A 21760-nucleotide genomic window follows, 5' to 3' on the forward strand; every position below is an offset into this window, starting at 1 on the left:
TATTTTTATTATATTCACCACATGTCAAAATTCAAAGATGTAGTGGTAACACTATCAAAAAAGCATCCTCAAACAGCTGAACCGGTGCAGGCCGGGCATACGTTTGTTATCGGCGTATTAGGTAAAAAGTCTGCCTACTACGAAATAGCAACCGAGCAGTTAAACAACCTTCATAATGATGATTTGCAAAAAGCGTTGTTTCAACTACTTCACCCACAAACCCCGCACCACTAGTCAATCTATTTCCAACACAAACAAGAACCTGCGCAAATCGCAGGTTTTTTGTTGCCGGAAAAATTTTGTACTAACTGGTAAAGAATATACCTTTGGACTAAAATAACCACAGCATGTCAGGCAGACCTAAAATATTCGATGATCAGGAAGTGATTGGCAAAGCGGCTGATCTCTTCTGGCGGCAAGGATATGAAGCTACTTCTACAGAAGATCTGCTGGCGGAAATGGGCATCGGCAAAGGCAGTTTTTACCTGGCGTTTAAAGGAGGCAAGAAAGAACTCTTTGAAAAAGCACTGGCGCAACACAGCGAAAATGCCATTGCCCGGTTTAAAAAGGAACTGGACAAAACAGAAGACCCTATTGAATACATCCGTCAATTTTTCCGCAGGATTACAGAGAGCCCCAAAAAAATACACCAGCGGGGCTGCATCATGGGCAACGCCATCGCAGAATTATCTAACACCGAAATCCTGCTGATGAAAAAAGCTGTGCACCACCTGCAGGACCTGGAAGGTCTTTTCCTGAAAGCCTTGCTGCGGGGCAAAGAACAAGGCAAACTCACCTCTAAGCTGGAACCGGCACTGCTGGCCCGTTTATTACTCAATAACTGGAACGGACTAGGTATTACCCGGAGAATTTATCCGGATAACGAATCCCTCGCTGCCATCATAGAAACGCAATTGAAAATACTGGAATAGATCCTGATAAAGTTCAGCTCATCAGTGCTGCTAACAATGTAAACAGCAAACTAATTTCATCAATTATTTTGTACCATTCAGTACATAATAAAAAATACATTTAATGGAAAAAACCGTACCACTGTCCAAAGCCACTGCCTTGCTATTTGCCGCCGCCAGCGGATGCGCCGTAGCTAATGTATACTATGCACAACCATTACTCAACACCATAGGGCAAGACCTCCATATCCGGCCAGGTGCAGTAGGCATTGTTGTCACCATTACGCAAACAGGCTATGCCCTGGGATTATTATTACTACTGCCTTTGGGCGACCTGTTTAACCGCCGCCGTCTGATCGTTACCCAACTGTTGCTCGCAGTGGTGGCCTTATTGTTAGTCGCCTGGGCGCCTGCCCAGCCTCCTTTCTTTGCAGGCATCGCCGCAGTTGGATTACTGGCAGTCGTCACTCAAACACTGGTGGCCTATGCCGCTACACTGGCGGCCCCTGCAGAACGTGGGCGTATCGTAGGACTCGTCACCAGTGGCGTGGTGCTGGGCATTCTGCTCGCACGCGCGATCTCCGGCACCCTCGCTGATCTCGCCGGATGGAGAGCGGTATATGTCTTCTCCGCAGTACTGATGCTAGTCACGGCCATCGCATTGTTCAGGGTGCTGCCCAAAAATGACCCCGGCAAAGTAGTCGCCTCCTATCCCCAGTTGCTGGCCTCCGTTTTCCGACTTTTCTTCGAAGAACGCATCCTCCGGGTCCGCGCCATCATTGCCATGTTCATCTTCGCTGCCTTTAGTGTACTATGGACTTCCCTCGTGTTACCCCTCAGCGCTCCCCCCTATCAGTTTACGCATACCGTAGTGGGCATGTTTGGCCTGATAGGCGTAGCTGGCGCCCTTGGAGCCGCCAGAGCCGGACATCTCGCTGATCGCGGTCTTGGGCAGTGGACCACCGGAGTAGCACTCACCTTGCTGCTCCTCTCCTGGATACCCGTTAGTTTCACCACACAATCCATCTGGGCACTCATTGCCGGCATTATCCTGCTCGATCTGGCTATACAGGCAGTGCATGTCACCAATCAAAGTATGATCTACCAGATCCGTCCGGAATCACGCAACCGCCTCGTAGCAGGCTATATGCTCTTCTACTCCATTGGCAGCGGCATAGGCAGCATTGCAGCCACCACTACATATGCCCATGCGGGGTGGACAGGCGTATGTATACTCGGCGCTGCCATCAGCGCCATGGGATTAATATTCTGGGCAATCACCCTCCCCCGCAGCAGCAGGCATAACACACAATCCACCACCGACACTCATCAAACACACGCAGATCAACACGCTTAAAAAAGCAATAACTTTGGGGTCCAGCAAATCATCTTCGTCATGCCACATATACCCATTTACCAGGTAGATGCTTTCACCGATGAACTGTTCCGCGGCAACCCGGCTGCAGTTTGCCAACTGGAAGCCTGGTTGCCAACAGATATCCTGCAGAAAATAGCCGCAGAAAACTTTCTGCCAGAAACCGCATTCTTTATACCCACCGCCCAGTCCGGCCACTATGAACTCAGGTGGTTTACACCCGAAATAGAAATGGATCTCTGCGGACATGCAACCCTCGCCACCGCACATGTACTCTTTAATCACCTGGGCTGGGACATGCACCAGCTCACCTTTCATACACAAAGCGGCGCATTGGCTGTGAGCAAAAATAAAGACCTGCTCACACTCAACTTTCCGTCAAGACCCGCGACAACCGCTTCTCTCCCACCTGAAATACTCAAAGGCATGGGCGTGTACCCTATGGAAGTACTCAAGGCAAGAGATTATATACTCGTGTATCATGATGAAGAAATTGTCCGCAACCTGCAGCCAGACAAAGCGATCCTGGACCAGATCAACCTGGATCCCGGTGGCATCATCATCACCGCCAAAGGAAAAGAAGTGGATTTTGTATCCCGCTTTTTTACACCACAGGCCAGCATCTTTGAAGACCCGGTAACCGGATCCGCCCATTGCTCCCTGATACCTTTCTGGAGCGCCCAACTAGACAAGAAGGAAATGGTGGCGTTACAGCTATCTGCCAGAAGAGGAAAATTATACTGTGTAGATGCTGGTGACCGCGTATTTATTGGTGGCCACTGCAAGACTTACCTCGAAGGAAATATTTTTGTACCTTAAAGAAATGAGATTACTCCTTATACCATTCTGCCTGCTCATCGGCATGACCCAAAGCCACACTGCTACTGCGCAAAGCTTACCGGCAATAGATAATACTGTCACTACTTTCATGAAGCAGTATCATGTTCCCGGCATGGCCATCGCCGTTACACACCATGGTAAACTGGTATATGCGAAAGGCTACGGTTACGCAGATACGCTGCAACAAACCAGCGCTACTGCCAATAGTTTATTTCGTATTGCCAGCGTTTCGAAATGTATAACGGCGACGGCTATACTTACATTAGTGGATGCTAAAAAACTGTCGCTCGATGCGACCGTGTTTGGGAAGAAAGGCGTACTCGATACCACCTATGGTCAACCGCCCTACCCGGAAAAGCTGCGGAAAATCACCGTCCGCCAACTGCTGCAACATACTGCCGGCGGCTGGACCAACAACGGCACAGATCCTATGTTCAGCCATCCTGCTATGTCGGCAGATGAACTGATTTCATGGACCATTACCCATCAACCGCTGGAAAATAGGCCCGGCTCCGTATACGCTTATTCTAATTTCGGCTACTGCATACTCGGCAGGATCATCGAAAAAGTTTCCGGCATGCCCTATGAAGCCTATGTAAAAAAAGCAGTACTACAACCCTGCGGTATCACCACCATGCAGATAGGTGGTAACACCTTAGCGCAAAGAAAACCAAATGAAGTAGTGTACTACGGACAGCACGGCGAACAACCCTACATTTACAATATTGCCCGTATGGATGCACATGGTGGCTGGATTGCTTCTGCTACCGATCTTGCCCGCCTGCTGGTACACGTAGATGGTTTCCCTGCTCCGGCAGATATACTCACAGATACTGCCATCACTGTTATGAGCACTGCTTCCACCGCTAATCCCGGCTATGCCCTGGGATGGGCCGTGAATCCCTATCACAACTGGTGGCACTCCGGCTCACTCCCCGGTACTGCCAGCGAAATCATTCGCTCTCATCATGGATTTACCTGGGTAATGCTTTGCAATACCCGCACCGACAGCAGCTTTTTTAATGACCTCGATGGACTGTTATGGAAAGCGGTGAATGATCCCAATACACCCTGGCCTGCTGTGGATTTATTCACCGGTAAATAATCTATTCTTTCTTACGTCCCACCCATAACAGGGCATCTTCATACATTTTATTCTGCAGGGAATCTGTAAATATTTTATCGCCATGTCCCATATTAACATACAGCATATTGTATTTCTTATTGGTCCATACTACCGGGATATCACCGGAAGTCAACAGGTTCTTTTTTCCCAGCGGATAATTCGCAGCGTCTAAGGTGACCAATACTTTTACATCTTTACTTAACCGGGGGCTGGGATCCCATTGGTACCACTCATTAGCGGGACTCAGATAGTCAGCGGGCAAATGCCGTGTCACCGGGTGATTGGTAGGATCCACATGCAATTTTGCCGGTAATGGCGGCCAGTTATTATTTACAAAAACGGCTCCTCCCATGAAGTTTACAAACCAGGGCCACTGTGTATATTTATCGTTGTAGCCTGCCACATGAAATCCAATCCATCCGCCGCCATGCTCCATATAGGTGCTGAAAGCAACCCGCTGTTCCGGTGTGGTGGGGAAAAAATTCAACCACAACACTACCTCGTACTTACTCAATACGGCTGCATTCATTTTGGACCAATCCGTGGTAGTATCAAACTGAAAATTTCTTTCTGTCGCCAATCGCTTGAAATATACCAGCGCATCATTTGCAAAATCAACATGGTCCGGCTCTACACGGAGATTATAAAAGGCGAGTACTTTAAAGGCAGGTGGCTTGCTAACAGCAGTTGCTGCAAAGCTGATATGTAACAACAGGCATAATAACAATGGGCTTTTCTTCATCATAATTGTGTATTTGTGTTTAATTAATAGCGGGTATCCTTTACATACTACGTGGTAACAAATGGTGATGACGGGCAATAGGAAGTCCGGGGCAATGCCCATCAAAGAAAAACGTAAACGCGTATACGAAAATTAGTGCAGGGCAATTACACTACGCCTACTGCACTGCACGGTATTTCCCGGGCTACTTAACAGCCGCCCAGAAAATAGCATTCTGAAACAGTTGTGTATAAGCCGGATCCTCCAGCAATGCGGGGCCATGCCCCATAAAAATGTATATATTCTTTGCCTTTACATGCTCGTTGGTCCATACCACCGGATGATCACCCATCTTTTTATCAGAGGCGGGCACATAGGAAGATTCATCTACGCTGGCCAGTACATGTACCTGCGGGCGCGGGCTTTTATCGTAGGTATACCATTCTTCTTTTTTAATAATAAAGGGAGATGTAATGCCCTTCATTACCGGATGTGTTTTATCTTCTATCGTTACTTTACCATCGGCAAAGTCAGGGATATAATTGGTAAAACGAATGCCACCCATGAAGTTGTAAAACCAGTTCCACATAGGGAAGCCATCAAACTCTCCCAGCAAGGTTGCATGGTGAAAACCGATCCAGCCACCACGGCCTTCAGAAACGTATCGTTCAAAAGCCGCTGCCGCCTCCGGCTTCCAGCCATAGGGGGCATAATCCAGTTGAATGAACAGCTGGTACTTTTTCAGATAAACATCATTGATACTGTCCGTGTTATTAATATAGTTGACCACAAAATGATTGTTAGCAGCGAGTTGGTCCAGCCATACCCGGGCGGCTTTAGAAAATGCTACATGATGTCCACCGTTTTCATATAGCACCAACGCAGTGAAGGCGGGTTTACCAGCCACGGGTTGCGTTCCGCGCAGCGAGGTGTTAATCTCGTCCAACAGATATTCTTTTTCGTCAGAAGAATATTCCCAGAACATCACTCCTGCCATTTTATGTGTCGTTACATAATCACATTTATTTTGTACCGACCACTCATCATCGTAGGTGATAAACTCCCGTGTAGTTGGGTTAAAAAGATAAGGTGCTTTGGCGCTTTCATCCCGGTAGGCAATGAAGCCCTTTTTATTCACCAGGCTATCTTTCGTAAACGTATAGCCTTTACCGAAAGACTGTGATACGATCTTTCCTCCCAGCCCGGTGCCAGTGCTATCAGCCAGTATAAAACGCCGGCCGTAAAAGGCGATTCCCATCACCAGCTTATTTACCGGCACACCTGCTGCTACGTAGGCTTTCACCGCCTTGTCGGCAGAATGCCCCGCAGGATTGCCGGCAGCGGTCATCAGGTTAGTATGATGACCTGCATTTTTATCTGAATAAAAATCATAGGTCATCAGGTTGATGTAGTCCAGGTATTGCTGGGCTTTTCCCATCTCTGAAGTTTCCAGGAAAGACTCAAAGCCACCAACAGCTGTTGTCAGCAATTTCTTCTGATGTGTTTCTTTTTCCAGCTTATCCAACTCCGCCCGCAAGGCAGCAAACATCAGCGTATAATTCTGCTTGTCTTCCGGACGATATATATTACCGGTTTCACCAGGTCTGGCAGGATATTCCCAATCGATGTCTACCCCATCCAGTGCATATCTCCGGATAATATCCACTGCGCTGGCTGCAAACGCCCGGCGGGCAGTATCTGTTAACACCGCATCTGAAAAATTAGCGCTCCAGGCCCAGCCCCCAATAGAAATCAGGATCTTTAAATCGCGATTCTTTTCTTTCAGCAGATTTAACTTGCGCAGGTTGATCGTATCTGTTTTCTCATTGCTTAACACCGCCCGGTTATGCTGCACATTTACAAATGCGTAATTGATATGCGTCAGCTTATTCGCCGCAATTTTGTCAACATCCACCAGGCCGCGAAAGCCACCTACATAACCAATAATCACCGGCTTCTCCTGCTCTGCCATGTTTTTTTCAAATACGCGCAGAGCAGGTGTAGTAGCGTTAAGTAAAGCCGGGAGTAGTAGCATTAAAAAATAGATACCTCCTTTCTTTGGTGAATGCAAATACTTCATAATCTCTTGTTGAAATGAATATTTTTGTAGCATGCTAGATTTTTAATCTTAATTTCTTTTTCTCCAGGAATCCCACTATCATGATCAGGACAAAGGCCACCGCAAAAGAGCGGAAAATACCACCTATGCCACTGTCGAGCCATTGCGGATAATGAAAACCTACCAGCGAATAAAGTGAGTACAACAAATAAGGCATCAGGTAGCAGGTCAACGTGCTGGTACCCGCCGGTTTGATGATCCTGAACCAATGAAATTTACCTTTCACATCTACCAGGAAAATCAGTAACTCAAACACCAGTATACCAATACCTCCGCAAATCAATACCCAGGCCGGCGTAGATCCTATCTTCGAAATACCACCGGTATAAGGCCGTACCAGGAATCCCAGTACAATGGCGCCTATACCTATCCCCGCAAAAAGCGGCCATACTGCGTTGGGGCGTCCGCGTTGGAGCAACCTGCTGTACAAAGCAGACATAAATGCACCGCCCAGGATCAGCGTAATAGAAGACGCATCGCCGATAATCCACAGCCAGAAAGGAAACCAGCCTCCATGAGTGCCCAGGTTAATAGCCAGGAATAGCAGCAGTGCTATCAGCAACAATTCGAAGCGACCCCGGATCAGCAAATACACCGTAGCACTTACCAGGTAAGCCCATCCTATAATACCAAGGATACCACCCCACGACTGCTGCATGCCATGCGGATGTTCGGCATCACCACCTTTGTAGAGCCACGCCATTAATGCCAGCAACGCAACACCCAAAGTAGTCAGGCTATACCTGAGCGTTTTAGACATCGTTTCCGGATAATCCAGCCATACCAGGAAAAAGCTGAGCGTAATAATAATTTCCCATACCGAATAAGGTAACACCGCTGCGGAACTGTAGCTTTCCAGGTTGACATGAAAGAAGCCCATTACAATCAACGCTACTGATCTCAATACGATATGCGTTTCAATTTTTAAAAACGACTGCTGCTTTTGTATGCGATACCCAATGGCATACGGAATAGAAAGTCCTACAATAAAAAGAAAGGTAGGGAATACAGTATCTGCAAAGCCCATCCCCTCTTCATCTCCCCGGACATGTTCTATCCAGGCCGGAATATTACTGACCCCACTTACATCATTCACAAAAATCATCAGCAACATGGTAATGGCGCGAAATGCATCAATAGATAATAATCTGTTTGTTTTGATTGACATGTGATTTGGTTATGTAACCTCAATATAATTCTATTCTTTCGCCATTGCGGTGACAGCCTGCAGAAACCAGGCGGAATGCGGAATCCATTGCTCCGTCCACCGCCACTCATTACCATTGTCTTCTTCTTTGAAATCAATACCGCTGCCATCACCACTTTCCTTGTGACCAGTGATGCCGTTGGAAACACCACCTTTACCGGTACCATGCTCGTACAATGCTTTCATATAGGGCACATTGTTCTTGCCATAACCATACAGGAAACACATATCATAAGGGTTTTCACCCAGGATCCACGACAACTGATGAGCAGCATAATCTGCCAGTGGCGCACGTACGCCCCAATTACCTTTGGCCGGATATACCAGTCTCCCGCCGGTGATAGCCGCTGCTGCCAATGATCCCAGCCGCGCATTTTCGCCCTGCCACCACCAACCGGTTTCATTTTCATGCGGTATAAAAAATCCAGCCTTTATGGCACCCCGGTATTTAAAATGCTGCCGCGCATATCCATAAGGATTACTCACGCTGCCGGTGACGGCCAGGTTGTAATCCAGGGCTTTACGAATGGTGGTTAACGCCGTATCACGGTAACGGCTATCTTTTTCCTTATCAAGATACCGTACCAGTGCAATCACTGGCAGCCCCGCATCAGAGGCATGGAAGAAAGGCCGGTCGCCATCGTCTGCTATAAAGTAACCTGTTGGAGATAAACGCCGTGTCAGATTACCGGCGCGCTTCCGCGCTTCATTTCTGTAAAGCGCACTGTCGGTGGCAATCCATAGTTCAGTCGCCGCCATCAATGCACAATAATCATCTATGATATTTTCTTTCCCATCATCATCATACTCCTTATTATGTATCAATAAATGGGCAAAAGCTCTTTTAGCCCCATCGAGATATTGGGCAGCGGTAAAGTCGCCGTTCTTTTTCCAGCCGGCAATTCTTGCCAATGCTGCGACACCCATCCCACCACCTTCCCGGAAAGCGCACTGGTAATCAGCCGTGGTGACGCTGTTGGCCAGCAAACCAACGATCCTCCTGGCATGTGCATCTTTATTAAAATAGCTGAACACCGTCATGTAGAAATAGTTACTGTCGGACAAAGCGCGCATCATATAATCCGCTCCCCACAGGGCTTCCTGCTCTGCCGCTGTTGTTTGTTGTAAAGAAGACAGCAACTTCGGCGCGGTTTCCCGCAGGTTAATCAATGACCAGGTCACCAGCGGAATTTGCTGCGGTGACATGAAATTGGCGTAAGCCAGGTGAGAAAAATATTTACTGACATCTCCGGAAGCGTCACACCAGCCCCCACGGATATCTACCCGCTTATCACTGCCATACAACAACACACCTTTATCCGCATCTTCTTCTTCGGGTGTATTGGCCCGCTGTCCTTTATAAAAGTGTAAGATGGCTGGTACTACTTTTAATGCCAGTACATTATTCCCAATTTCAAAAGCAGCAGAAGTGTAAGTAACCTCTTTAACGGTAATGGTTATACGGAAATTACCCGCTGTCCGGAAGGAGGAAAAATCTGCCCGGTAATAATATTTACCGGCAAACCACTCAGGCACCTGTGTCGCTTTATCGGTCTTACCGGTGAACACGACTTTATTATCTGCTGTATTTTGCAGTGAAAAGCGCAATGGTACCGGCATTGGTACATCACTACTTACAACGGCCGTTTTCGGACCACGACTATCATAAGCCACCTGGTTCACATGAATAACAGATTGAGAGAATGCCGGCCGTGAAAACAATGCCCCTAAAATAATATACCCCAGCAAACGAGTCATAGGCGATCTTATATTTAAACAGTGGTTTTACAATTACCTTTTAACGTGGACCAGGAAAAAATTGGTGGACCTTAGTGCCATTCCTGTGAAAACAAATATCCGGATTAATCCCTTCACCTGCTATTTTTCCACCTAAACATTCCCTCTACCAATATTGATAATCAATTGATTCCGGGTGTTTATTACCCCTACAATACCACTACAGGAGAAATTTCCCGAAGAAAAACCCTATTTTGTTTTGGTCTATGCATCGAGTCCTGATATTCCTTTTACTTTTCATTTGCCTTTCCATACCTGCCGGAGCACAAAACACGATCGGCCTGCCAGACATCATTAATTACAATAGCCTGGACTTTCACGCCAGTGCAGATATAAGATGTATCCGACAGGGCAGCAATGGCATTTTGTACATGGCCAACAACGATGGCCTGCTCACCTTCAATGGCAGATACTGGAAACTACACCGGCTCCCTAATAAAGCGGAAGTAAGATCTGTGGCAGTAGATCCCACGGGAAAAATTTACGTAGGCGGACACGATGAAATTGGCTACTTCTTCCCGGCAGCCAATGGGACACTGGAATACCATTCCCTGAAACACCTCATCCCACCGGTAGATCACCAGTTTGCAGACATCTGGGATATCATTATCGCCGGTGATGTGGTTTATTTCCGGACTATAGAAAGCATTTTCGAACTGAAACAAAACAAAATCACCTTCTTCGATGCACCCGGTGGCTGGCTCATGATGACCTGGGCCAACCATCAGTTATATACCACCGACCGTACCCTTGGCCTGCTGACATTAAAAAATGGTAAATGGGAGCCTGCCTGCAATAACATACCCACTACCAGTCTGCGTATTAAAGATATCACCGCCTACAAAGGCGATACCTTACTGGTAGCTTCTCTTAATAATGGTTTATTTCTACTCTGTAATAATACCCTCCTGCCACATAAAACCAGTATCGATCCCATTCTGCAAAACGACCGGATCAACTGCGCCTGGAAAATAGCAGATAACCAATATGCCATTGGCACTATTGGCAATGGCCTGTTCATCCTGGATGAGAAAGGGCGTCTCTTCCAGCGTTTTTCCCGCAGCGAAGGACTCCAAAACAATAATATCTTTTGTCTTTTTCCTGATAAAGACCGCAACCTCTGGCTGGGACTGGAAAACGGTATCGATCTCGTTAACTACAGCACCTCCCTCCGGCATATCTATCCCGATAAAAACAACGGGGTATCCGGCAGTGCCATCACCGTTTTCAATCATCAGCTGTACGTAGGTACCTCCAATGGCTTATTTACGCTCCCGGTAAATCCGGAAGAAAAAGATCTCAGCGCCAACAGCGGCACTTTCACAGAAGTAGCACATACCAAGGGCCAGGTATGGGGCCTTCAGGAAGTAAATAAGCAGTTGTTAATGGCGCACCAGGACGGCGCCTTCCGGATCAGTGATGGCCAGGCCACGCCGCTGGCAGATAAACAGGGTACCTGGTCTTTTTTACCATTGCCACCAGGTGCAAATTCTCAGCAAACCGTTATCGCCGGTGCCTATACAGGATTGTTGCTGTTCCCCTACACGAATGGCATACTCTCTGATAACATCGTAAAAATTGATAGCCTGTATGAATCCATGCGTTTCCTGGCAACAGATAATAATATCATCTGGGGCTCCCATCCTTATCGTGGCATCTTCCGCATGGAACTATCACCGGATAAAAAAAAGGTAATCCACAAAACTATCCTGACACAAAAAGACGGACTACCTGCCGGCACCAACAACTATGTTTATCATGTAAAGAACAGGATCGCTATTGCCACCGAAAAAGGCGTGTATGAATACAATGCCAGCACTCATAAAATGGCGCCATCGGCTTATTTCAAACCCTTTTTTAAAGATATGCCGGTCCGCTTTCTGACAGAAGATAAAGAAGGCAATATCTGGTTTGTCAGTAATCAACTGATCGGTGTAGTGGACTTCAACCATCCGGCAGACAGCAGTTATTTTTCATTGATCTGGTTCCCCACGCTTCCAGCGCAGGCGCCAGCCAGCCCCGGTTATATTTATCCTTACGATAAAGAAAATATTTTCATCTGCTCCAGCAAAGGCATTTATCACATCAACTACCTGCAGTACATGAATGCCAGCACACATCTCCATGTGCTCCTGAGCAGTATAACCGCTTTGTCGCCGAAAGACAGCCTGATTTTCGGAGGCTATACCAGCACAGCCAAAGAAAACATGGCACACCTGCCCAAACAATGGAACTCTTTTCACTTTGAATATACCGCCAACGTATATCCACAAAAAGACAACGTTGAATTCAGTTGTAAACTCAACGGCTTCGATCGGGACTGGTCCGATTGGTCGCCGCGTACAGAAAAAGATTATACCAATCTCTCCTACGGCACCTATACTTTTTCGGTGAGGGCACGCAACAGTACAGGTAACATCTCTGATGCCGTCAGCTATACATTTGAAGTGATGCCCGCCTGGTACCAAACCGGATGGGCATATGCTGCCTATGTACTCCTTGCGCTGGGAGTGATTTTTGGGTTGCTGGAGCAACATAAAAAACGGGTACGCCATCTGCAACTGCAACATGATGCCGCACAAAAACAATTAAATTACCTCCACCAGCTGGAACTATATAAAAATGAAAAAGAAATCATCGCGCTGCATAATAACAAACTGGCTTCTGAAGTCAACCTGAAGAATAAAGAGCTGGCCACCATCACCATGCACATGGTAAACCGTGGTAAGCTGGTATCCCGTATCCGGGAAGAACTGTCCCTGCTCCTGAAAAAAACGGGGCTGTCAAATGCCGCCAGCGAATTTAAACCCATCCTCCGGTTGCTGGAAGATGCAGAAAAAGGTGACAATGACTGGGAACAATTTGCCGCGCACTTCGATGAAATACATCATAATTTTCTCCATATCATAAAAAAGAAATATCCCATTTTAAGCGCCACAGATCTGAAACTGTGCGCCTACCTCAAATTGAATTTAAGCTCCAAAGAAATTGCACAGCGGATGAATATTTCCGTAAAAGGGGTAGAGATCAGCCGTTATCGTCTCCGTAAAAAACTACAACTGGAAACAACTGTTAATCTTTTTGATTTCCTGATAAACGTTACTGCATAAGGCTTCCATTGTACATGAGGTGAAATTAATGTCGTTAACAAGGCATTAATATGGGCAATTAATGCTTTGTTAACGCTTTCATTAGTCCTTCCCGCTTTACTTGCAACATATTCCGGCTTCATAGCCAGAAAAAACAATTAAGGTGAATGCAAAACCTTGGGAGAATCCGGGAAAGCCGGGTTCTCCTCTTTTTAACACCAGGATGCCCGCTGATATACAAACCAATAAATGCCATGCGCTGCTCCTTTCATTATTCCACCGTTAATAACAAACAGTATACATATGAAGCGTATTTTGACAGCTTTACTCCTCCTGCTGGCGATGCCTTCCCTGGCGCAGTTAAAACACAGCAGGGAATCCCAGTATCCTACTTACCACGGACTTATTATGGCTGGCTATCAGGGCTGGTTTCGTGCTTCCGGCGATGGCTCCGGCGCCCAGCGGTATTCCTATGGCGATGAAACCCGCAGCGGCATTGATATGTGGCCTGATGTAAGCGAATATGAAAAAACATATGCCACACCATTTAAACTGGCCAACGGACAACCTGCCCGTTTCTTCAGCTCCTATGACAAAAGCACCGTAGACCTTCATTTTAAATGGATGCAGCAATACAACGTGGACGGTGTTTTCATGCAGCGCTTTTTTAACAATGCCAAACACCGCGACAGCACTTCCGGCGTGATCCTGAAAAACGCATTTGCTGCCGCATCAAAATATAAGAGAGCCATTGCAGTGATGTACGACCTCTCCGGCTTAAAAGCCTCAGGAGAAGACTGTTCTGCCATTATTGAAGACTGGAAATACCTGGTAGATCAGTTGAAAGTGACCAATCAGCCGGGTGCTAAAACTTATTTACAGGAAAATGGTAAACCAGTGGTAGCTATATGGGGTATCGGTTTTCCGGACCGTCCGTATAATCTCCGCAATATCGGGTTGGACAGATTGATCGACTTTCTGAAAAATGATCCGGTATACGGAGGTTGTGCTGTGATGTTGGGTGTGCCCACTGCATGGCGTACACTCAATGCCGATTGCCTACCGGATCCTTATCTGCATACCCTCATTAAACAAGCGGATATAGTGCTGCCATGGAACGTACAGCGTTATTCTCCGCTGCTCCACAATGACATGGACCGTTTCCGTGATAACCTGATAGCCGATCTGGCCTGGTGTCGCGCCAACAAACTGGAATATGTGCCTTGCGTATATCCCGGGTTCAGTTGGCATAATCTGAGCCGCTATGAATTTCCTGACGATGTAAAACCATCTGGCTCTATTCCAAGACAAGGCGGACGTTTTTACTGGCAGCAAATTACGACCGCACTCACTGCGGGTGCCAGTATGCTTTATGTAGCCATGTTTGATGAAGTAAATGAAGCTACCGCCATCTTTAAGGCGTCTGATCAGCCACCTGTGAGCAACACCACGCCGTTTATCAATTTAGATGGTAAACCATCAGATCATTATTTATGGTTAACAGGGGAAGCAGCTAAAATGCTGCGCAATGAAATACCGGTTAGTGTGAAAATGCCGGAAAGAAAATAAACAGATAAGTAAAATAGATAGGTAGACAAAAGGGCTGATTAAAATACTATTTTAATCGGCCTTTTTTACGCGGTGCATGTTAGATACGGCTAGAAGGGTACAATCAACGCTTATTTTAACGCCTGCACTGCCAGGTACTTACCTTTGGTTAACAGGTATACGCCACCAAAATAAGAGGCAATACCTACAAGTGAAAATACAATCAGCATCCAGATAATTTTGCGTCGGTTTCCTTTCCGCCTTTGATCTCTGCTCAGGATCATCTGTTCCACTTCCAGCCATCCCCGACCGGGATCGCCGGTTCTGAAACGTTGATCCAGTCTGCCAGATCTTATCATTTGCTGATAAATGGCGGCGACTGATTTAGCATTGGGAATATTGTCCATCAATGCAATCAATTCCCTCGTATCATCATCCGCTATGCGCCCGTCTGACATTGCCTTTTCAGGCAAATTTTTTAGCGTAAACCTATCTGCAATCATTTTAAAATACGAATTCATAATAATGCCTGCATGAGTGATTTGATATCGGTATTGTATCTACGATATTGGGGCATGCATAGTTTTAATTCCCGTAAGAAAAACCTTTTAGCAGTGGCAGGCGCCGTTTTACCACCTATGCTTATATGCATACTTTATTTACATTAAATAAATAACAACTTTTGCTTTCTCCGCGGTAAAAACAGCTCAAATACGCTACTTTAATACGGATACCTAACAATGATTCCTGAAACCTTTTACCACAGCTTATTTTAGCGACATAAAGTTCTGAATCCCGCTACTACAGAATTCCTTTAGGAATTATCCCTATTTTTAGCCCATGAAAGTGCTGATTATAGAAGACGAACCCGCGCTCAGAAACAGTATACAGGAATATCTTGAACATCAGGGCTATATCTGTGAACTGGCAGCAGATTTTAAACAGGCAATAGATAAAGTCAATGAATTTGACTACGACTGTATCGTGGCAGATATAGGTCTTCCCCTGGGAAATGGCCTCGATATAGTGAAAGAATTAAAAATGCTGGAATCCAGAGCAGGTATCATCATCATCTCTGCAAAAGATTCATTGGAAGATAAACTCAGTGGCCTGGAACTCGGTGCAGATGACTATCTGACAAAGCCATTCCATCTATCAGAACTCAATGCCCGTGTAAATGCTATTTTACGTCGTAAAAATTTTGACGGCAACACCACCATCACTTTTTATGAAATCGTCATAAAACCCGCGTCCAAAACAGTACTGGTACACAATAAATCTATCACCCTCACTGGTAAAGAATATCAGCTGCTGCTATACTTCATTGCCAACCAACACAGGGTAGTCACCAAGTCGGCACTGGCAGGACATCTGTGGGGAGATGAATACGATCAGGCAGGGTCTTATGATTTCATTTACACGCATATAAAAAATCTCCGCAAAAAGATGCTGGAAGCCGGCGGAGAAGATTATATCAAAACAGTTTATGGCACCGGTTACCGCTTCGGTTAACCCGCTGGTAAATATAAAGACACACACTGCTATTATGAAGCTGCTGACTAAAACAACGGTTTATTTTCTGCTTATCATGTTACCTGTTTTTGCAGCAGGTGCATTCTTTCTCTATTCCAAATTCAACAAAGAAATTAAACATGAAACAGATGAAGAACTGGTGAACGATAAACTACAGTGGATGCGCTACCTGGACACGGCCAGCGTGAACAATCCCATATTCAGCATCAGCACACCAGAATTCAATTTACAGCCTACCGAAAAAGCCGCACAAAAAAAACATAAACTAAAAGGCATCAGCATCTACCAGGAACCGGAAAATACTTATGCACCTTTCCGGCAACTCACACAGGTGATCAGTTTGCATAACAAAAACTATCAATTCACCCTGCGTAAATCACTTATTGAAAAAGATGACCTGATCCAAAATGTGGCGTATGTGATGCTCTCTGCTTTCACCGGTCTGCTGCTGTTTGTACTGATTTCCAATTGGCTGATCAGCAAAAGTGTATGGAAACCATTTTACCGCTCCCTCGATCAGATACAACGCCTGCAACTGAATAAGCTGGAAAACACCGTATTTGATCGCACCGCCACCCACGAGTTTAACCAGTTGAATGCAGCACTTGGTAACATGACCGCTCGCATTCACCAGGACTATACCAGCATCAAAGAACTGACGGAAGATGCCGCCCACGAAATGCAAACGCCCTTAGCCATCGCACAAAGCAAACTGGAATTATTATTACAGGACGATACCCTTTCTGAAACACAACTGAAAGGAATTCTCATCAGCTATGATGAGCTGCAACGCCTGTCCAGACTCAATCACAACCTGCTATTGCTGGCGAAAATAGAAAATCAGCAATACCCTGTTACCGAACAGCCCGACCTCTGTACCGTCATAGAAAAATACCTGCTGCTTTTTGAAGAATTAATCAGGGAGAAGGAACTCCACATCCAACAGGAAATGACAGACAGCGCCCCATGGCCACTGCACCCTGCACTCACGGATATACTGGTGAGCAACCTGTTAGGTAATGCCATCAAATACAACTATTCAAAAGGCAACATTGACATTCATTTAACCGCCAACACCTTCCGTATTACCAACAGCAGTCAGCTACCGGAAATCCCCGCAGAAATGCTGTTTCAGCGCTTTAAAAAGCACAACAACGGCTATACGAATTCTAATGGCCTGGGGCTTGCTATCGTAAAAAAAATAGCTGACACCTATCACCTGCATTTGACATATGGCTATGAAAACGGCCAGCATAGTTTCACTGTAACCTTGTGAAACATTCAGATTTGCTCCAGATTCCATTGTTTTCTTTGTACCACAAACCATACGCATTGTTATATGAAACGCATTTTACTGGCTTTAATTTTACTGAGTACGGGCTTTCAACTGGCTGCTCAAAATCGTGTACCCATTTCTGTTAGTGATACCACCAAACCATCTGCTAAGGATACGATCAGCAAAATTTCCGACCTGAATGAAGTCATTATTTCTTCTACCCGCAATAACAGCCGCATTGCAGACCTCCCCATGAAAGTAGAAGTACTGGGCAAAGAGGAAATGATGGAAGAAAGCGGAATTAAACCCGGTAATGTAGCGAGTATATTGGGCGACTTATCCGTGATACATATTCAAAACACCTCGGCAGTCAGTGGTAATAATGCCATCCGTATGCAGGGACTGGATGGCAAATACACACAGTTGCTCCGCGATGGCGTACCCGTGTACGAAGGCCTGAGCGGGAACTTTGGTGTACTCGCCATTCCTCCGCTGGACCTCAAACAAATAGAGATCATAAAAGGCTCGGTATCCACGCTTTATGGCGGTGGGGCCATTGCCGGCATTATCAACTTCATAGCCAAAACACCCGGCAGTACACCTGAACTAACCATACTGGCCAACCGCAGCACGCTGAAAGAAACGAATGTAAATGCCTTCTACGCAGAACGCTACGGTAAAACCGGGCTGACATTGTTTGCTGGTGTCACTACACAAAATCCGGTAGATGTAAATAAAGATGGTTTCAGTGATGTTCCCCGGTTGCGGCAATACCTGCTGCATCCCCGCTTCTTCTGGTACATCAACCCGCTGAGTACCCTGGTAGCAGGTTATACCGGTACCATCGAAAAGCGTGAAGGCGGTGATATGCAGGTGTTGGAACATTCCGCAGATAATATTCATCAGTATACAGAAGTCAACAATAGCGAACGCCATAGTGTAGACCTGCAGTTTACCCGCAAAAGTCTCCTTGGCGGCACCTTGGCTATCAAAGGCGTGGGAAGTTTCTTCCATCTGCAAAATGATCAGGGCACCTTTGCCTTGCTGGGCAACCAAACCAGTACTTATGCAGAAGCTTCCTATAATAAAAAAAGCGGGCGGCACGATTGGGTGGCAGGGTTGAATAATACCGGTGAAATTTACCGCCGTGCAAAAGGCGACAGCACCCTGCTGGGTAACTACACCTACAATACCATGGGCGCCTTTGTACAGGATGGTTATCACTTTACCGATCAGTTCCTGGCGGAAGCCGGAATACGCGCCGATTACCACAACGTATTCGGATGGTATGTACTGCCCCGCCTCGCCTTTGTATACAAGCCTGCAGAAGGGCTTTCTCTCCGCCTCAGCGCAGGTACCGGCTATAAATCACCAGCCGTATTTACCGCACAAACGCAAACCATTGGCTATCGTAACCTGTTGCCGCTCAGTGCAGGTATTAAATCGGAAAGAAGCCAGGGCATTAACTTTGACGGTAACTACCATACCACTCTCGGCAAGGTAGATGTTACCATCAACCAGGCGCTGTACTATACCCATATCAAAGATCCGATCCTGCCGGTAGCAACTAAGAATGACAATAACATGCTCCTGCTCCAGAACATGCCTTACCAGGTAAACAGTTTGGGTACCGACACCTACCTGCGTTTTGAACTGGATCACCTGGAGCTGTACTTGGGTTACAACCATACGGTTTCCAGGTATAACAACACCGGATCTACCAATATTCCCTTTGCTCCGCAGGACAAGTTTGCCAGTACCCTGGCGTATGAAATAGAAGGAAAGTGGCGCTTTGGGATAGAAAACAGCTGGATAGGCAACCAGTATGATGAAGCCAATCAGAAAACGCCCAATTACTGGTTCTGGGCGGCCATGATTTCCCGGCAGTTTGGCGAACATATCACGCTGGTACTGAACGGGGAAAATATTTTTGACGCCAGACAAGGCAAAAATATGCCATTGTTTACCGGCCCGGTGAGTCATCCCAACTTCGCATCCCTCTGGGGGCCTATAGATGGTCGCACCATCAACATGTCCGTAAAATTTAATTTATAGATAATATTGAGAACGGCGTACCTTTGCGATCCTAATTTTCTGTGCAAAATGAGATCTGCTAAAAACAGGTACGCCGTTTTATTTGGCTTTGGTACCTTACTCCTTATCCTGTCATTCCTGGTTAGAACTGCTCTGCTTATCTGGATTTATCCACAATCCGGCCTCCATATCTCTGATATACCCGCTATTTACGGCAAAGGTCTTGTCTACGATGTAGGAGTGGCGCTGTTCTTTACCATTGCTTATGCCTTTTACCTGTTAATACTGCCACAGCGGCTGAATAGCACGTTATTTAACCGGGTATTTACCTATATCGGCTTTTTCCTGGCCACCATGATCCTGGTATTTTCCTTCTTCGCTGAATTTACTTTCTGGGGAGAATATGCCGGCCGCTTTGACTTTATAGCGGTAGACTATCTCATATATACGTACGAGGTAATCGGTAATATCAATGAGTCATACCCATTGCCATTACTGATTGGAGGTGTACTGCTGTTCACTTTCCTGCTTACCTGGGGCCTTAGTCGCCGGGGCACTTTCCGCAACAGCTTCCAGTCTAATACTTCCTGGGGAAAAAGATTACTCACATTTGCCACCTTACTGGGATTACTCGTGCTACACGTTTATTTCATCAGCAATACCTGGGCGGAAAAAAGTAAAAACCGCTATGCGCAGGAGTTATCCAAGGCAGGCGTCTATTCCTTTATTTCTGCTTACCAGAATAATGAGCTGGCTTATGATAAATATTATTTACTGGAAGATGACAACAAAGTGTTCGATCGCATGCGCACCCTCCTGCAGTCACCGGACAGTCGTTACCTGGAGAATGGTAAAAGTGTTTACAGAAGTATAACGGACACGGCCACACGTGTAATGCCGAATGTAATGATGGTCACCATCGAAAGCTTTAGTGCCGACTTTATGGACCGCTTCGGCAACACCCAGCACATCACACCTGTACTGGACAGCATTGCAAAACAAAGTATCTTGTTTACCAATATGTATGCTACCGGCACCCGCACGGTAAGAGGAATGGAAGCCCTTACCCTGGCTGTTCCGCCTACACCCGGGCAAAGTATTGTACGCCGCAAAAACAATGAAGGCCTGTTTTCTGTAGGACAAATATTTGAACAAGCCGGTTACGAAAGCACTTTCTTTTATGGTGGCGATGGTTACTTCGACAACATGAATAAATTTTTCGGCAACAATGGCTACGATATCACCGACCGTCATCGCCGGAAGTTAGTAGAAGATCAGATCACCACTACCCGTACCAACATACCAGATAGCGCCGTTCAATTCTCAAATGCCTGGGGCATCTGTGATGAAGATATTTACAACGCCGCTATCAGAAGTGCCGATGAAAAGTACGCCGCAGGAAAGCCGTTCTACGACTTCATCATGACGACCTCCAATCACCGCCCCTTCACTTACCCTTCGGGTAAAATAGATATTCCTTCCGGTGCAAGCCGGGAAGGTGCCGTAAAGTATACCGACTACGCCATCGGACAGTTCCTGAAAAACATCAGTACCAAACCCTGGTTTAAAAATACGGTAGTCATCTTCGTAGCAGATCATTGTGCCAGCAGCGCCGGTAAAAATGAAATTGAAATCAGCAAATATCATATCCCCTGTATCCTGTACAATGTACCCGGGGCTACACCACAGGAAATCAATGCCATGTGCTCACAGATAGACATCTACCCTACCTTGCTGAGCTTATTGCACTGGAGTTACAACAGCAAACTCTACGGAAAAAATGTACTGGAACCTGGCTACCAGCCACGTGCCATGATCAGCACTTACCAAAAACTGGGCTACCTGGAACCCGGAAAATTACTCATCCTCAGCCCACAACAAAAAGCAGCCTGCTTTAGCTGGAACCAGGCACGCAATGAACAACACGCAGCGCCCATGGATAGTAGTCTGCTGAAAAACAGCATCGCAAATTATCAAACAGCTTACTCGTTGTTTAAAAACGGCGGGATGAAGAAGTAATCTATTCGTGATTGGGAGAATTTGTTAGCACCACCTGGTACTGCAGCACAAATTCTCCCAATCGCGAAATATTTCATGTTTGTTTTTCCTCATAATTCCCTAAATTTATTTTCCCGGTATCATATTGATAATTTTTCTACCAACCGGTGCGCATAATCTGGCCTC

At 46.2% G+C, this 21760-nt stretch carries 16 protein-coding genes; 11 read left to right on the top strand and 5 right to left on the bottom strand.

Features of this window, described 5'->3' with window-relative positions:
* Window positions 1-21 precede the first annotated feature (21 nt).
* The 5 genes from AC1DP6_RS19485 to AC1DP6_RS19505 all read left to right on the top strand — a co-directional run bounded on the left by AC1DP6_RS19485 (window position 22) and on the right by AC1DP6_RS19505 (window position 4231).
* Window positions 22-234: a hypothetical protein gene (locus AC1DP6_RS19485; protein WP_441574369.1), complete on the top strand. Its 213-nt coding sequence runs from the start codon at window positions 22-24 to the stop codon at window positions 232-234.
* A 113-nt stretch (window positions 235-347) separates the two neighbouring features.
* Window positions 348-932, top strand: coding sequence for a TetR/AcrR family transcriptional regulator (locus tag AC1DP6_RS19490; RefSeq protein WP_477056329.1), 585 nt, complete (start codon window positions 348-350; stop codon window positions 930-932).
* Between the two features lie 103 nt (window positions 933-1035).
* Entirely contained in the window at window positions 1036-2268 is a 1233-nt protein-coding gene (locus AC1DP6_RS19495) for an MFS transporter (RefSeq protein WP_477056330.1), read from the top strand.
* 39 nt (window positions 2269-2307) lie between these two features.
* Complete coding sequence (locus tag AC1DP6_RS19500; protein ID WP_477056331.1) at window positions 2308-3105, top strand: PhzF family phenazine biosynthesis protein; 798 nt, start codon at window positions 2308-2310, stop codon at window positions 3103-3105.
* Window positions 3106-3109: 4 nt separating this feature from the next.
* Window positions 3110-4231, top strand: a complete 1122-nt coding sequence (locus tag AC1DP6_RS19505) for a serine hydrolase domain-containing protein (RefSeq protein WP_477056332.1) — start codon at window positions 3110-3112, stop codon at window positions 4229-4231.
* 1 nt (window position 4232) lies between these two features.
* Here the strand turns inward: AC1DP6_RS19505 and AC1DP6_RS19510 are convergent, their stop codons facing one another.
* The 4 genes from AC1DP6_RS19510 to AC1DP6_RS19525 all read right to left on the bottom strand — a co-directional run bounded on the left by AC1DP6_RS19510 (window position 4233) and on the right by AC1DP6_RS19525 (window position 10057).
* The gene (locus AC1DP6_RS19510) at window positions 4233-4997 is read right to left on the bottom strand and encodes a ThuA domain-containing protein (RefSeq protein ID WP_477056333.1); all 765 of its coding nucleotides are present in this window, start codon (window positions 4995-4997) and stop codon (window positions 4233-4235) included.
* 181 nt (window positions 4998-5178) lie between these two features.
* A complete protein-coding gene (locus AC1DP6_RS19515; protein WP_477056334.1) occupies window positions 5179-7053 on the bottom strand; it encodes a glycosyl hydrolase family 18 protein in 1875 nt (624 codons plus the stop codon).
* Window positions 7054-7087: 34 nt separating this feature from the next.
* The gene (locus AC1DP6_RS19520; RefSeq protein ID WP_477056335.1) at window positions 7088-8260 is read right to left on the bottom strand and encodes a DUF5009 domain-containing protein; all 1173 of its coding nucleotides are present in this window, start codon (window positions 8258-8260) and stop codon (window positions 7088-7090) included.
* Window positions 8261-8290: 30 nt separating this feature from the next.
* Window positions 8291-10057, bottom strand: a complete 1767-nt coding sequence (locus tag AC1DP6_RS19525; protein ID WP_477056336.1) for a glycoside hydrolase family 9 protein — start codon at window positions 10055-10057, stop codon at window positions 8291-8293.
* A 245-nt stretch (window positions 10058-10302) separates the two neighbouring features.
* Here AC1DP6_RS19525 and AC1DP6_RS19530 point away from each other — a divergent pair, with 245 nt between their 5' ends.
* Window positions 10303-13206 carry a ligand-binding sensor domain-containing protein gene (locus AC1DP6_RS19530; protein ID WP_477056337.1) on the top strand — a complete coding sequence of 968 codons (2904 nt, stop codon included), beginning with the start codon at window positions 10303-10305 and terminating at the stop codon, window positions 13204-13206.
* 282 nt (window positions 13207-13488) lie between these two features.
* Window positions 13489-14754: a glycoside hydrolase family 99 protein gene (locus tag AC1DP6_RS19535; protein WP_477056338.1), complete on the top strand. Its 1266-nt coding sequence runs from the start codon at window positions 13489-13491 to the stop codon at window positions 14752-14754.
* 110 nt (window positions 14755-14864) lie between these two features.
* On the opposite strand, the gene AC1DP6_RS19540 is transcribed toward AC1DP6_RS19535, so the two are convergent.
* On the bottom strand, window positions 14865-15191 hold the full coding sequence (locus AC1DP6_RS19540) for a hypothetical protein (RefSeq protein WP_477025401.1): 327 nt from the start codon (window positions 15189-15191) through the stop codon (window positions 14865-14867).
* Between the two features lie 382 nt (window positions 15192-15573).
* On the opposite strand from AC1DP6_RS19540, the gene AC1DP6_RS19545 reads away from it, so the two are divergent.
* From AC1DP6_RS19545 to AC1DP6_RS19560, 4 genes are all read left to right on the top strand, one after another.
* A complete protein-coding gene (locus AC1DP6_RS19545; RefSeq protein WP_441574381.1) occupies window positions 15574-16245 on the top strand; it encodes a response regulator transcription factor in 672 nt (223 codons plus the stop codon).
* The gene (locus tag AC1DP6_RS19550) at window positions 16220-17542 is read left to right on the top strand and encodes a sensor histidine kinase (protein WP_477056339.1); all 1323 of its coding nucleotides are present in this window, start codon (window positions 16220-16222) and stop codon (window positions 17540-17542) included. Before AC1DP6_RS19545 ends, AC1DP6_RS19550 begins: the two co-directional genes overlap by 26 nt.
* A 63-nt stretch (window positions 17543-17605) precedes the next feature.
* On the top strand, window positions 17606-19597 hold the full coding sequence (locus AC1DP6_RS19555) for a TonB-dependent receptor plug domain-containing protein (protein WP_477056340.1): 1992 nt from the start codon (window positions 17606-17608) through the stop codon (window positions 19595-19597).
* 48 nt (window positions 19598-19645) lie between these two features.
* Window positions 19646-21595 (top strand): LTA synthase family protein, encoded by a 1950-nt coding sequence (locus AC1DP6_RS19560; protein ID WP_477056341.1) that lies wholly within the window; start codon window positions 19646-19648, stop codon window positions 21593-21595.
* Window positions 21596-21760: the final 165 nt, after the last annotated feature.

This window comes from Chitinophaga sp. 01L420 (assembly GCF_056399985.1).

What these genes read in the sequence shown, in the direction of transcription:
- AC1DP6_RS19530 (WP_477056337.1), top strand. Translation starts at nt 10,303, where the DNA reads ATGCATCGAGTCCTGATATTCCTTTTACTTTTCATTTGCCTTTCCATA.
- AC1DP6_RS19560 (WP_477056341.1), top strand. Translation starts at nt 19,646, where the DNA reads ATGAGATCTGCTAAAAACAGGTACGCCGTTTTATTTGGCTTTGGTACC.
- AC1DP6_RS19525 (WP_477056336.1), bottom strand. Translation starts at nt 10,057, where the DNA reads ATGACTCGTTTGCTGGGGTATATTATTTTAGGGGCATTGTTTTCACGG.
- AC1DP6_RS19515 (WP_477056334.1), bottom strand. Translation starts at nt 7,053, where the DNA reads ATGAAGTATTTGCATTCACCAAAGAAAGGAGGTATCTATTTTTTAATG.
- AC1DP6_RS19495 (WP_477056330.1), top strand. Translation starts at nt 1,036, where the DNA reads ATGGAAAAAACCGTACCACTGTCCAAAGCCACTGCCTTGCTATTTGCC.
- AC1DP6_RS19500 (WP_477056331.1), top strand. Translation starts at nt 2,308, where the DNA reads ATGCCACATATACCCATTTACCAGGTAGATGCTTTCACCGATGAACTG.
- AC1DP6_RS19520 (WP_477056335.1), bottom strand. Translation starts at nt 8,260, where the DNA reads ATGTCAATCAAAACAAACAGATTATTATCTATTGATGCATTTCGCGCC.
- AC1DP6_RS19540 (WP_477025401.1), bottom strand. Translation starts at nt 15,191, where the DNA reads ATGTCAGACGGGCGCATAGCGGATGATGATACGAGGGAATTGATTGCA.
- AC1DP6_RS19555 (WP_477056340.1), top strand. Translation starts at nt 17,606, where the DNA reads ATGAAACGCATTTTACTGGCTTTAATTTTACTGAGTACGGGCTTTCAA.
- AC1DP6_RS19535 (WP_477056338.1), top strand. Translation starts at nt 13,489, where the DNA reads ATGAAGCGTATTTTGACAGCTTTACTCCTCCTGCTGGCGATGCCTTCC.
- AC1DP6_RS19545 (WP_441574381.1), top strand. Translation starts at nt 15,574, where the DNA reads ATGAAAGTGCTGATTATAGAAGACGAACCCGCGCTCAGAAACAGTATA.
- AC1DP6_RS19550 (WP_477056339.1), top strand. Translation starts at nt 16,220, where the DNA reads ATGGCACCGGTTACCGCTTCGGTTAACCCGCTGGTAAATATAAAGACA.
- AC1DP6_RS19510 (WP_477056333.1), bottom strand. Translation starts at nt 4,997, where the DNA reads ATGATGAAGAAAAGCCCATTGTTATTATGCCTGTTGTTACATATCAGC.
- AC1DP6_RS19490 (WP_477056329.1), top strand. Translation starts at nt 348, where the DNA reads ATGTCAGGCAGACCTAAAATATTCGATGATCAGGAAGTGATTGGCAAA.
- AC1DP6_RS19505 (WP_477056332.1), top strand. Translation starts at nt 3,110, where the DNA reads ATGAGATTACTCCTTATACCATTCTGCCTGCTCATCGGCATGACCCAA.
- AC1DP6_RS19485 (WP_441574369.1), top strand. Translation starts at nt 22, where the DNA reads ATGTCAAAATTCAAAGATGTAGTGGTAACACTATCAAAAAAGCATCCT.